The 13,495-nt window shown below is 49.4% G+C and carries 13 protein-coding genes; 12 read left to right on the forward strand and 1 reads right to left on the reverse strand.

The window, feature by feature from the left end; all coding sequences use genetic code 11:
- Positions 1–236 precede the first annotated feature (236 nt).
- The 12 genes from Q8O92_10615 (at position 237) to Q8O92_10670 (ending at position 13,208) form a co-directional block, all read left to right on the forward strand.
- Positions 237–560, forward strand: coding sequence for a hypothetical protein (locus Q8O92_10615; protein MDP2983767.1), 324 nt, complete (start codon positions 237–239; stop codon positions 558–560).
- Between the two features lie 189 nt (positions 561–749).
- Entirely contained in the window at positions 750–3,047 is a 2,298-nt protein-coding gene (locus tag Q8O92_10620; protein MDP2983768.1) for a DUF4147 domain-containing protein, read from the forward strand.
- A 134-nt stretch (positions 3,048–3,181) separates the two neighbouring features.
- Positions 3,182–4,105, forward strand: a complete 924-nt coding sequence (era, locus tag Q8O92_10625; protein ID MDP2983769.1) for a GTPase Era — start codon at positions 3,182–3,184, stop codon at positions 4,103–4,105.
- Positions 4,106–4,271: 166 nt separating this feature from the next.
- Positions 4,272–5,576: a phosphoribosylamine--glycine ligase gene (gene purD, locus Q8O92_10630; GenBank protein ID MDP2983770.1), complete on the forward strand. Its 1,305-nt coding sequence runs from the start codon at positions 4,272–4,274 to the stop codon at positions 5,574–5,576.
- 41 nt (positions 5,577–5,617) lie between these two features.
- On the forward strand, positions 5,618–6,067 hold the full coding sequence (gene purE / locus Q8O92_10635; GenBank protein ID MDP2983771.1) for a 5-(carboxyamino)imidazole ribonucleotide mutase: 450 nt from the start codon (positions 5,618–5,620) through the stop codon (positions 6,065–6,067).
- Entirely contained in the window at positions 6,064–6,687 is a 624-nt protein-coding gene (locus Q8O92_10640; protein ID MDP2983772.1) for an L-threonylcarbamoyladenylate synthase, read from the forward strand. The genes purE and Q8O92_10640 overlap by 4 nt, the downstream gene beginning before the upstream one ends.
- Complete coding sequence (locus tag Q8O92_10645) at positions 6,671–8,185, forward strand: transglutaminase-like domain-containing protein (protein ID MDP2983773.1); 1,515 nt, start codon at positions 6,671–6,673, stop codon at positions 8,183–8,185. Before Q8O92_10640 ends, Q8O92_10645 begins: the two co-directional genes overlap by 17 nt.
- A 6-nt stretch (positions 8,186–8,191) precedes the next feature.
- Positions 8,192–8,950, forward strand: coding sequence for an ABC transporter ATP-binding protein (locus tag Q8O92_10650; GenBank protein MDP2983774.1), 759 nt, complete (start codon positions 8,192–8,194; stop codon positions 8,948–8,950).
- Positions 8,951–9,104: 154 nt separating this feature from the next.
- Entirely contained in the window at positions 9,105–10,799 is a 1,695-nt protein-coding gene (locus Q8O92_10655) for a hypothetical protein (protein ID MDP2983775.1), read from the forward strand.
- A gap of 1 nt (position 10,800) precedes the next feature.
- The gene (locus Q8O92_10660; protein MDP2983776.1) at positions 10,801–11,877 is read left to right on the forward strand and encodes a hypothetical protein; all 1,077 of its coding nucleotides are present in this window, start codon (positions 10,801–10,803) and stop codon (positions 11,875–11,877) included.
- The gene (locus Q8O92_10665; GenBank protein ID MDP2983777.1) at positions 11,877–12,389 is read left to right on the forward strand and encodes a low molecular weight protein arginine phosphatase; all 513 of its coding nucleotides are present in this window, start codon (positions 11,877–11,879) and stop codon (positions 12,387–12,389) included. Before Q8O92_10660 ends, Q8O92_10665 begins: the two co-directional genes overlap by 1 nt.
- An 18-nt stretch (positions 12,390–12,407) precedes the next feature.
- Positions 12,408–13,208, forward strand: a complete 801-nt coding sequence (locus tag Q8O92_10670; protein ID MDP2983778.1) for a glycosyltransferase family 2 protein — start codon at positions 12,408–12,410, stop codon at positions 13,206–13,208.
- Positions 13,209–13,361: 153 nt separating this feature from the next.
- Here Q8O92_10670 and Q8O92_10675 read toward each other — a convergent pair.
- The coding region (locus Q8O92_10675; protein ID MDP2983779.1) for an IS1595 family transposase at positions 13,362–13,495 on the reverse strand (134 nt) is incomplete at its 5' end.

The raw sequence follows: 13,495 nt of genomic DNA on the forward strand, positions 1-13,495 counted from the left end.
CGGGTTCTGGTCTACGATGGAAAAACTCGAAAATGATTTGTCAACCGCGTTGCTTGAGGTCTCAGAAGATAAAAAAACCATTCAAAAACTGGTGGGTTTCCAATGGGCTATATTTTAATGATTGGTAGCGAATTAGTATTAATACTTTTCTAGGAACCTATGGCTCTCTTGGAGATAGATTTAGAGAAAAAGCATGGGAACAGCTTTACTGGGCAGGTGCAATACATTTAATCAGCATGATAGATGCAATCATTTCAGTTTATCATATAAATAATCAGAAGAGTAATAAATCTTATTTTATTTCTACAGTTGGTTCCGCTGTATTTCCAAATATTGGACATGGATACCTGGGGAATAAAAATAATGTGAGGGGATGGTTGTATAGTTTTGGTGAAACAGTATCATTTTTTACTGAAAAAGATGATTTCGTAATGGGCATTCGATTGTTTAGTACAGTTGATGCCGCCGTTTCAACTCATCAAGCAAATGCAAAAAATTTTGAAGTGATCTTCATGCCAGGAATTAAATCTGGATATTTGCTCCTTTCAAAAACTTTTTAAAGGAGTATAGTGCCTTTTTTCATCTCGATATATCCCAGGATGAATGTCTTGCTCCCCCTGTTTCAAATCCTTATATTATTTAGTTATTGCAGATATAGGTTCGCCAAATGAAACGGCATCTATCTTTGAGAGTTTATACTTAAGAAAATGCTCTAACATGTTGTCATATCTTCATAAAAGGAACTATTTATGGATTTAAAGGCGGCCGCCCGCTCGATTTTTTCTGAAGCAGTAAAAGCGGCGGATCCGTATCTCGGCATTAAAAAATTTGTGGAGCGGCAGGGAGACGATATTCATATAGCCGGTGAACTCTATCCGGAAGCGCGTTTCAGCAAGGTTATCGTGATCGGCGGCGGAAAAGCTTCGGCCCGGATGGGGCAGGCCCTCGAAGAAATTCTCGGGGATCGGATTTCCGGGGGATGGATAAACACAAAGGATGGTCATGCCGTTCCTTTGAAACGGATAACCGTACACGAATGCGGCCATCCGGTTCCGGACGAGCGTGGAATTTACGGCGCCCGCCGGATCATCGACCTGCTCGATACCGCCGACAGCGAAACGCTTGTCATCTGCCTGCTGTCCGGGGGAGGTTCTGCTCTCATGCCTGCTCCGGCGGAGGGGATCAGCCTTGGGGAGAAACAGGATGTAACCAGGCTTCTTCTCGCCGCAGGGGCGGCCATAGATGAGCTGAATGCTGTCAGAAAGCATCTCTCAATTATCAAAGGCGGGGGCATGGCCCGACTGGCTGCACCGGCGCACCTCCATGTGCTCATTCTCTCCGATGTGATCGGGGACAAACTCGATACCATCGCTTCCGGCCCCGGTGTCTATGACCGGACTACCTTCAGGGACTGCATCGACATCTGTTCCCGCTGCGGCATATTTGAAAAGCTTCCCCAGCCGGTTCGTGAGCGGTTCCTCCGGGGGGCTGAAGGAACCATACCCGAAACTGCGAAACCAGGAGAGGGTTATCTCTCCCTTGCGCGCAATACCCTGATAGGGAACAACCGCATGTCGGTGGAAGCGGCTGAGAAAGCGGCTTCCGGCCTGGGATTCGGAACCCTGGTGCTCTCCACGGTATTGGAAGGAGAAGCAAAAGAAATCGGAACCGTTTATGCAGCGATAGCGTCAGAGATTGTAAGCTCCGGGAATCCCCTCCCCATGCCCGCCTGTGTCATCGGCGGCGGAGAAACCACAGTGACCGTGCGCGGCAGGGGAAAAGGCGGGAGAAACCAGGAGATGGCTCTGCGGGTGGCCGAGCGTATCTCCGGACTTTCCGGAGTGGCCTTCCTCAGCGGGGGAACGGACGGCACCGACGGCCCCACCGATGCTGCAGGCGGAGTGGTAGACAGCGAAACGCGCAGTATCGGGACGAAAAAGGGGCTGAACATCCGCAGCTATCTTGACGACAACGATTCCTATCACTATTTACAGCAGGTGGACGGGCTCCTGATGACCGGGCCGACCGGAACCAATGTCATGGACGTACAGATACTTCTCGCAGGAAAGCCGGATATGATTCATAGAAAGTTTGGAATGGCCGCTTTTGCGGCTGTGCTTTTCATGGTTTGCGGAGCATCGGTCTCATTCAGCGCCGAGAAACACGCCGGCGATTTTCTCGCCCTTGGAGCGGGAGCGCGCGCCCTCGGCATGGGAAGCGCTTTTGTCGCAGTAACCGACGGCGCCACCTCGGCTTACTACAATCCGGCGGGTCTCCTGCATTTGAAAACACGCGAGATGAACCTCATGCACTCGGAGCAGTTCGGCGGCCTTGAAAATTATAATACCGTGGCAGGGGGTGCTTCCCTCAATGATCGTGAAGCTATCGGATTCACCCTTCTCCATATCGGGGTGGGGGACATCAAGTATACACGACTGTTCGATCCCTCAAAGGCGCTGAGCGATTCCAACCGCCCGGAAATCGCTTCTCAGCAGGATGCCACTGACCTTGCACTGTTGTTGGCCGGGGCGCAAAAGCTTTCTCCCCGGCTGGGTATCGGCGCTACGGTGAAAATAGTGCGCAGAGCGGTCGGAAATGATACCGCCTTCGGATACGGCATCGATCTTGGCGCACAGTACCGTTTGGGCAATTCCCTCAGCCTGGGAGTGGTATTCAGGGATGTCACGGGAACACAGGTCAACTGGGACGGCCAGCTTTCCAACGACCGCATCGCCCCCACCGTGGATGTCGGCGCCGCATATTACGGGGCAGCACCCTGGATAGGAGGGAATTACATCCTCGCTTCATCCATCGCCTATTTTGGCGACTCTCCCCGGATAAAGGGGATAAACACCATGAATCTGGGATTGGAATACTGGCTCAGGGATATTCTGGCATTCCGGGCCGGGTCTTCCGAAGGAAACGGCACCTTTGGCATTGGACTGGCCAGGCTGCCCCTGATCTCGTCGTCGTCTCTGGATTATGCGTTTCTCTCCCATTCGGAACTTGACAGCACGCACAGGTTATCCATGACTATCAGGTTTTAAGGGCTTTTTAAACAGCGACAAAGTGACAAAGAGACAAACTGTCTGAACCACTGATGCGCGTGATTCAAGTGATAAAAAGATGATGAAAAGTATATAGTCTATTGACTTTGCGTACTTTGCGAGAGAAACTCTTTATGTCCGAGAATAAAACGCCTTCCAATGAAAAAAAACGTCACAAATGCGGATTCGCAGCTATTGTCGGACTTCCGAACGCCGGGAAATCCACCCTGGTTAATCGCTATTTGAAAGAAAAGATTTCCATCGTTTCCCCCAAACCCCAGACCACACGCTCCAATGTAACCTGTATTCTCTCGACCGAAGCATACCAGGTTGTTTTTATCGATACTCCCGGACTCTTGAAGCCGCGCTACCGCATGCAGGAAGTCATGGCCGCCTTTGTCGCCGCGGCTGCAAATGAGGCGGATGTCCTTCTGGCGATCATCGATGCCTCGCGGTTCAAAGGTGAGTTCCCCCCGGCACTGGTCAAATTTGCGGAAAAGGTCCGTTCGAAAAATGTTACTGTGGCACTGAACAAAATCGACCTGATGAAGAAGGCCGCTCTCCTTGAAATTATCGCCCGGACCAGCGGGCTTTTCCCCGGGGCGGAGATTATTCCCATCTCGGCGCTCGAAGGCGATGGAACGGATGAACTGTTCACTGTTATCCTCGACAATCTGCCGGAAGGCCCCAGTCTTTTTCCGGAAGACATAATTTCCAGCGAGCCGGAGAGATTTTTCGTATCTGAGCTGATCCGTGAGGCGATTTTCATCACCATGAAAGAGGAAATTCCCTATGCTTCGGCAGTGATCATCGACAGCTTCGAAGAGAAAGCTGAAAGCGATGTGATAATCGCCTCGATTCTGGTGGAAAAGGAATCGCAGAAACCCATCCTGATCGGGAAAAACGGCTCCATGATCAAAACTATCGGAACAAAAGCAAGACTGGGTATAGAAGAGTTTCTGGGCAGGAAAGTGTATCTTGACCTCCATGTGAAAGTCCGCAGGGACTGGCGCTCCAGCGATGTCTATTTACGGGAAATAGGATTGATAAGGAGATAAGGAAAGAATCCACTTGTTACTATGTAGATGCCGAAACAAGTTCGGCATGACACGGTGCAGTGAGTTGGAGAAAGCCGCTGTCACCCTGAACTTGTTTCAGGGTCTACTGGTATAGCACAAAACTATAGAGTGAAGAAACAAGGAGAATTCATTCTTGGGATCGAAATTGAATATTCTGGTGGTAGGCGGCGGGGGACGGGAACATGCACTTGCCTGGAAACTGGCCCAGAGCGACCTGGTTGGAAAATTGTATGCAGCCCCCGGGAATCCGGGCATTTCAGAATATGCAGTATGTGTTCCTCTCAAGGTTGAAGATGTTACAGGTATAGCGAAGTTTGCGGTATCCGAAAGTATCAACCTGGCAGCGGTAGGACCGGAGATTCCCCTTTGCATGGGGATCACCGATATTCTCGAAGAAGCGGGAATTGCAGTGTTCGGGCCGTCTTTCCGTGCTGCGGCGATTGAAGGCTCCAAGGTTTTCTCGAAAAATCTCATGCGAAAATACAATATCCCGACCGCCGCGTTCGAAGTATTCACTCTCTATGATGACGCTGTTTCCTATGCGCGCGCGCTCGGAGATGACATGTGGGTCAAGGCAAGCGGGCTTGCCGCCGGTAAGGGTGCGGTGTATGCCTCTGATCCTGATGTAGCAGAAAGGATCATCCGGGGCATGATGGTGGAAAGCATGTTCGGGGAATCCGGCTACGAGGTGGTCATCGAGGACAATATGCGGGGCGAGGAAGCTTCAATTTTTGCGGTCTGCGACGGGAAAACGTTCAAAACGCTGGTCTCCTCGCAAGATCATAAGCGCATCTTGGACGGCGACTCCGGTCCGAATACCGGCGGCATGGGCGCCTATGCTCCCGCACCGGTAATCGACCGGAACATGATGCGCCGCATCGAACGGGAAATCATTCAGCCCACCCTGGATGGCATGGCGGCGGAAGGAATCCCCTACAGGGGTCTTTTATATGCAGGCGTAATGATCACAGCGAGCGGTCCACGGGTGGTTGAATACAACTGCCGCTTCGGAGACCCCGAAAGCCAGGCGGTGCTTCCGCTCCTCAAAGGCGACCTTGCCGAGATCATGCTGTCTTCGGCGCAGGGCGATCTTTCCGGTGTTGAGGTCGGAGCAAAAACGGGTTCCGCACTCTGTGTGGTTATGGCTTCGGGAGGGTATCCAGGAACCTGCCGGAAAGGATTTCCGGTGAGCGGTTTGAAAGAAGCGGGTGAGGAGAAAAACGTTAAGGTTTTCCATGCCGGGACTGCCCTTGAGGAAAGCAGGATAGTGACTGCCGGCGGTAGGGTGCTGGGTGTCACCGCATGGAGTGACTCGTTACTCGAAGCTAGAAACTGCGCCTATAGCGCAGTTGATAAAATTTCATTCCAGGATGCTTTCTACCGTAAGGATATCGGGTACAGGGCGTTACAAAAGCAGGATACAGAAGACAGAAGTCAGAAGTCAGAATAGAAGAATAGTCATGTACGCCTCAGCGCGTAAGGAGCTTAATAATGCCGCTGGTAGCCGTTGTGTATGGGAGCGCTTCCGATGAGGGGGTTATGCAGGGGGCGTTCGATACGCTTGCCGAATTTGGAATCGAGTATGAAAAACTGGTTATCTCCGCGCACCGTCAGCCGGAAAAAACTGCGGAATTCGCCCGTAACGCTAAAGAAAAAGGGATAAAAGTGATTATCGCAGGTGCAGGACTGGCTGCAGCGCTTCCCGGGGTAATCGCTTCGCAGACCATCCTGCCGGTTATCGGCGTGCCCATCGGAGGAGGCCCCCTGAACGGGATCGACGCCCTCTATTCCATCGTTCAGATGCCCAGGGGGGTTCCTGTGGCAGCAGTGGGAATCTCCAATGCGCAGAATGCGGCCCTCCTGGCGGTTGCGATACTCGCCGCAGGGGATGAACACCTTTCAAAAAAATTGACCGATTACCGTACCAGAATGAAGTCATGAACAGGACTTCTCACTTGCAAATTCAGCGCGCTGCTGCGATACTGAAAAACGGCGGCATCATCGTTTATCCTACCGAGACCGTGTACGGGATCGGCTGCGATCCGCTCATGGAGGAAGCCGTTGAACAAATCCGGCGCCTCAAACAGCGCGAGAGCTCGAAAGCCATGCTTCTCCTGGCTGATTCTCTCGAAATGGTGGAGAGTGTGACCGGCACTCTTGACCCTATGGCGCGCCGTCTGGGAGAGCATTTCTGGCCGGGACCGGTCACCATGATCCTCAAACCCTTTAAGAAGCTGCCCCCATATCTTTTCGGCTCCTCCGGCGGTGTGGCGTTCAGGGTTACTTCGCACCGTCTGGCGGCATCCATCATTCATGAATTTGGGAGGCCGATAATTTCCACCAGCGCCAATATTACCGGTCAGACGCCTGTTGTTTCTTATGAGCAGGCGGCAGAGAAATTCTTCGGAAAAGTAGATCTGATTTTGGAAAACCCCGAGCCGCTTTCAGGAGAACCGAGCGCTGTTATCGATATCACTTCCGGCCGGGTTGAAATCATCCGGCCCGGGGGCATTGATTTTAAGGAAGTCCAGGAGGTTGCAGTACATGATCCGGCGCAGTAAAATAAACCTTATCCTCCTGATTTCTGCGGTTGTCTGGCTGATGGTCATGGGCCGCATCTATATGGTACACTATGTTAAGAAAGGAGACCCGGAGCTGGGATATTTCAGCTCTGATGTGAAATTCGATTCGGAGACCAAGCAGTATTTCAGCGTATACAAAGACGGGAGAAAAATCGGGTACAAAACTGAGACCCAGTTCAGCTATCCGAATCTGAAAATCTTCCGTGAGGAAACCGTGCTGAAAATGTATGAATCGGGCATTTCACGAGAGATTTTTATCCAGAGCACAACCGGGATCGACTCTGCGACCCTTGCCGCCAAACTCATAAACTGCCGCATTCAATCCGGGTCGCATGTTTATCTGTTCAATGGGGAAGTCAAGGGGGACAGCCTGCTCATCGATGTGAAAAAGAATAATGAATCCCCCTGGCGGAGAGGTTATTTCCCGGTGGATGGGACGATCACTTCAGGCGCAGCGCTCCCCTATATCATGCATCGCATGGCCGACGATACGCTTACAGTAAGTCTCTTCGATCCGGTGGTATTCATGCCCTGTATGGTCGGGATTACCCGTCTGGGAAAAGATTTCCAGTTGATCGGGGGGAAAAGGTACAATCTGGACAGATACATGCTGGATTTCGGAAAACGGAAGGTTTACGCCTGGCTCGATTCAACCGGCAAATCGGTAAAATCCGAAGGAATGCATCTGTTTGGCGAAGGAGTAGGAGCTTTTACCGTAGAAAAATCTCTTGACCGCAACCTGTTCATGCTGCCGGTAGTAAGCGCCTTGGGAAAGGATGTGGTGGACAGCATGAAAGTATACCCAGACCGTGATATTCCGAACCCTCGCCGGCTGAATTACCTTAAAATCGAACTTGACGGCATCCGCGCCGCGAATATCGACGTATCTTCATCCAACAAGGAAGTTGTTTCCCTTAATCCGGTTATTTTCGGGATTTACCGTTCTCCGTTGAAAAGGGAAGGAAATATGTTCGCTAAACCTGCCTCGGAGGTGAAAGACACTACGGTAGTAGGTATAAGCGATTACATCCAGTCGAAAGATGCCCGCATAATCCGCGCAGCGAAAAACATCGTTAAAGCGGAAACAGACACTCTGGCAATGGCGCGAGCAATCAATCGATGGGTATTTACCCTGATGAGGAAAGACCCGGGTATTCATATTTCACGCTCGATCGATATTCTACGGAACATGAAAGGCGGCTGGGATGAGCATACCAAGCTGTTTACCGCTCTCTCCCGGTCAATCGGCATTCCCGCCCGGATTAATATCGGATTGGTCTACGACAATGCCAGTTTCAGGTATCATAGCTGGCCTTCGGTTTTCACGAACGGAGCCTGGCATGATTTCGATCCCTGGTTCGGCCAGGATGAAGCGGATGCCTCGCATGTCACGTTAATCCAGGGAGATTTCGAGCGATTGGTTGAATTAATGCGGCTGTCTAATCGTATATCAATAAAAGTGCTGGAGTACAGGTAAAAAACCATGGAAAACCCGATTATCAGCATCGAAGGAGTTACCAAGCTCTATGGTTCTCTCGCCGCCATCTCCAATCTCACACTGGAGGTGGCAAGAGGTGAGTTCTTCGGCTACCTGGGTCCGAACGGATCCGGAAAAACCACTACTATCAAATCGATTATCGGCCTGGTGCGTCCCAACAAAGGCCGTATTCTGGTGGATGGGATCGATGTGGCTGAGGACCCGATTGCGGTGCGGTCGATTATCGGCTTTGTGCCGGATACACCGTTCATCTACGGCAAGCTGACAGCCCGGGAATTTTTACGGTTTGTCGGCGGGCTTTACCGTATGGAAAAAGACGACATGGAGAGCCGCATCGAGTGGCTTGCCGTTACTTTTCAGATGGCGGGCTGGATAGACCGCCGTACCGAGGAATACTCTCACGGCATGAAACAGAAAGTGGTTATGGCTGCCGCATTCCTGCACCGGCCGAAACTTATCATTGTGGATGAGCCTATGGTCGGTCTCGATCCGCAGAGCGCACGGCTGGTAAAGGACATGCTGATTCTTATCAGAGAGCACGGCGCCACGGTATTCATTTCCTCTCACGATCTTTCCGTGGTGCAGGAACTCTGCCAGCGCATGGCAATTTTATATAAAGGAAGCATTGTCGCGGAAGGCGCCCTTGATGATCTCCTTAAACAGGCGGAGATGGAAGGGGGGAGCTTGGAAAATCTTTTCCTTAAACTGACCGGTAACGATTCGAAAGCGGTATATATGGAATAAACAACAAAAATGTAATTATAATGACAACATATTTTATTGCGTTTCTTTTCAAGATAGATCCTGAAACGAGTTCAGGATGACACGTGTCATGCCGAACTTGTTTCGGCATCTATTTTGAAAATTCAGATTTCAGATTTATTAACCGGTGATCATCATGCAAACCCTGGAAACACTTCTTGTATACAAGCGCAAGCTCTGGGCGTCAATTCTCCTGGACAAAAAAAAGGATGCGCTTATCCGTAACATATCTACCGCCCTGGTACTGGCTCTGCTTCTTTTCGCAGCGTATTTCTTTTTCCACACCTTGATATTTACCTATGTAATCAGCCTTGATGAGATCGGATATCTCCTGATTGACCGCCTTGTGGCTGTGGGTTTTCTGACCTTTTTTTTCATGCTGATCATATCGAGTTTTGTTGCAGCGATAGCCACCCTTTTCCGGTCTGATGAAACAGAGTACCTCTTCAGCACTCCGCTCCCGGTTTTGGAGCTTTTCACCGGAAAATATATAGATACAGTCATTTACAGTTCATGGGCTATTCTGATCATGGGGCTGCCGATTCTCTTCTCGTATGCACGGATTCGTCATTTCGGGGTGTTCGAATACGTTCTTACCGGGTTCTTAATTCTCCTTCCGTTTGTGCTTACCGCCACTGCAATTGGTACCATACTCGCCATTATCGCCATGCTGATTTCCAGAAAATTCAGTCTGAAAAAACTGATTCTGCTCGGAGTCATACTTTTTTCCGGAATAATCTATGCTCTTATCGCATTTTCCCAGCCCACGCAGCTCCAGATACCGTTTACCGAGGATTTCCGGTCGCTGAACCTTTTCATCAATAATTTCCAGTTGAATTCCAACCCCTTCATGCCCAATTTCTGGTTCATCCAGAGCCTCCGCGCCCTTGTGCTCCACGATTACACGAATTTTTTCCTGTATGCAGCGGCGCTTATTTCAACCGCATTCTTTGTCTCCGCGCTTCTCTATATGCTCGTGCATAAGGTATATTTTGCAACCTGGCAGTATTCTCTGGAGGAATCGATTTCCCGCAGGAGAACCCCTTACGGCTCCCTGGCGCCGAAAACCCTGTTCACTTTCAAGCCTGCCGCAAACCAGGAAAATGCCCTGCTCTGCAAAGATATTCTCTTGTTCTTACGGGACCCCGGTCAATGGGCGCAGCTTTTTCTCCTGTTTGCCCTTCTGGCTGTATATTTCTTAAATATCCGGTATGTTCCCAAAGATATAGAAATTGAGAAATGGCGCACCATCATTGCCCTCATGAATCTGGGCTTTTCCGGGTTTGTGCTGGCTACCATGGCGGTGCGATTCATCTATCCTTTGATCAGTCTGGAGGGTACATCATTCTGGGTGATCAATTCAGCGCCTGTCTCTATGAAAACGCTGTTCCGCCAGAAGTTTCTCTCCGCGTTCATCACGTTTTTAATCATTACCGAACCTATGGCGCTTATTTCAGGCTTGATTCTGCATCTGGACATGTTTCATTATACCATAACCATAGGGGGGATACTCCTAATGAGCATTTCCCTTTCTTGTCTGGCAGTGGGTTTTGGCGCCGCATTTCCCTATTTTACTGAGCAGAATCCGAGCCAGATTGCATCGAGCCCCGGCGGGGTACTGACAATTGCGATTTCGCTCGGTTATCTCGGACTGATGATGGGGCTGATATCGGTTCCTGCATACAAATATACAGGATATCTTGTTTCCGGGGGCATATATCCGGCTTTTGCAATCCTCGTTTCCGCAGTTCTTGTTCTCATTCTCAATGCAGTCGTGATCGCTGTCCCTCTCCGCATGGGATATCATTCACTGATAAGGAGAGAGTATTGACATGGTCCGTGTTTCGCGCTTTATCGTTTTATTGCTTCTGGTTTTGCCCGGTGGTAACAGCCGGGCTCAAAGTGAATCAGGTCCGGTTAAAATACGGGTTAATCGGCTCGTATTCGGCCCCGGGAATCGCTATGCCTTTTATTTACCCACCTTTGAGTTCCATGTCCAGTTCCAGGATCAGTTCAATATGTTCCGGAGCGCCATCACTGCAGATTATGATTATAAGCGTCAGGATATGGGCTTCGGAATGAGCCATGCTTTATACCGGTATATCATCAATCCCGGCATCTCGGTGGAGGATAACCTTTATTTCCGGAAAGTGTTCAACGATTCGACCGGTATCTGGAACAGAAACCAGTCGGTGACCCCTTTTCTCGTGCATGAACTGGCCAGGGATTCCTATGTGGGAATGGAATTCAAGTTTGTACAGGAATGGTCGCCTAAAATACGGCAGGGTTCGAATATCGTGCGGTACTATGACCGCTCGATTAAAGTTTTTTACATTAATCAGGTTAAAAAGAAAAATCTCTGGAACAACGATGTCTACTATATTTCCTTCGAACGATCCTTTAAAATTTTGAAAGGGAGCTATAACTACCTGCTACTTGAAACACTCCTCCAGTATGGAGTGGAATTGAACCGCTATATTCGTTATAAAAATGTCATCAGCTTCCGCGGGAATCTGACTCCGCAAAAGTCGCCGCTGTTTTTCCTGGGCGGCCTTTCCAACCTCATCGGATTTGAAAACGACGAGTTCTGGGGCCGTCAGGTCAGCTATATTCAGAATCTATTCGAGGTTAAACCTTACCCAAATTTCGAATTTTCCATAAGTCATGGGCAATTCAGACGTCTGGCTCTGCTTTTACAGCTCGATGCCGGAAAGGTCAGCGGGGCTCCGGATATACCGGATATCCGGCCCCAGGATGAAAAATGGAAATTTGGCTTGGGAATTGGTCTTGGTGTAAACACAGACCTTCCTCACATGTCGAAAACGGACCTGCATTTCATGTTTGCATTTCCTTCTACCGATCCGAAAAATGTTAAATTCTATGCCGGGTTTGGAGGCTGGGTTAATTGATGATAAAAAGATTTGTTTTGCTGTTTGTTTGTACCGGTAATATCTGTAGAAGTCCGACCGCTGAGGGGATCATGAAAGACATGGTGCTGGATGAAGCCGAGCATCACCGGATCATCCCCATGGAAATCTTGTCCGCCGGTATTAATGCACCGGAAGGGCAGCCGGCTTCACGGTTTGCGGTAGAAGTTGCCGCCGAGCATGGAATAAGCTTGAATTTTCACCGGGCAAGACTCTTTTCCCCGGCCCTGGCGAAATATGCGGATCTCATTCTCACCATGGAAAGATATCAAACCGATTATATCCGTTCACACTATCCCGGAGTGGAGCAGGTATACAAATTAAAAAATTACCCCCGCGAGATTTCTTCAGGTTATGGATATTCAGATATACCTGATCCGATCGGGCAGAGCCTGGATGTATACAGGGCAGTGTTCGATGAAATAAAATTCGAAGTGGAAAGGGTGTCCCAGATAATTTTTCCACTTGTTTTAAAAACATATGGTGATGTCTGAAAAAAACGAGGGAGTGAGGTGCCAGCAAACGAATCCTTAGAGCACCAGACTATTTCCGCCTACCTAATTACCAAGAACGAAGAGAAGCATATCGGCGCTGCACTGGCAAGCGTATCCTGGATGGATGAAATCGTGGTCATTGATTCCGAAAGCGCCGATAAAACGGTTGAGATAGCCCGGAAAGCCGGCGCCAGGGTGGTGAATGAGCCGTTCCGCGGATTTGTTGAGCAAAAGAATCTGGCAATGAATATGTGCAAAAGCGACTGGGTTTTTAATCTGGATGCGGACGAAGAGGTGACTTCCGCGCTCCGGCAGTCCATCCTTGAAGTGTTGAAAAATCCGAAAACCGGTTCGGAAGCTTCAATTTTCACCGTTACCCGTAAAACCTGGTATATGGGCCGATGGATTCTTCACTGCGGCTGGTACCCCGAATACCGGGAGAGGCTTTCAAAGCGGGGAGCGGCAAGATGGGAAGGCGAGATGCTGCATGAAAAACTGCGGGGCCAGGAAAAAATCGGGCGTCTTGCCGGAGACCTTCTGCACCGCCCCTATGCCGATCTCGGGGAGCACCTGGAGAAAATGAACCTGTATACGGATCTCTGGGCCAGGGTTGAAAAAAACCGTGGCCGTAAAGCTCATTGGACAGATATACTTTTCAGGCCGGCAGCCTCTTTCATAAAGATGTATGTACTGCGCGGCGGATTTCTGGATTATGGTCCAGGCCTGATTGCTTCAATCATGGGCGCCTGGTATACATTCCTGAAATATGCGCGTCTTCTCGAGCTTTCCAGAAATTCGAAAATATTTAGAAATTATTGAAAAAAACACTTGACAAACCTAACAAACGTTATTATATTAAATACAAAACAAAACATGAAATATTTTTTTGAAAATTAAACAAACATTCGTTAGCTATTTTTTCATAAAGGGAAAATAATGTTAACCCCAAAAAAAAGGAATAAAATAATTCGCTTATCGAGTTAACTCCGCATAGGTAATAGTGGAGGTATTCAGACAAGCAGTTAAGAGTCTGTCAGTAATCAGTAATTCATTGAATCGCCGGTTAAAGCGATAACAAAATTCATTCAGGTAACTTTGAAGATGTT

The organism is Candidatus Latescibacter sp. (assembly GCA_030692375.1).
Taxonomy (GTDB): Bacteria; Latescibacterota; Latescibacteria; order Latescibacterales; family Latescibacteraceae; genus JAUYCD01.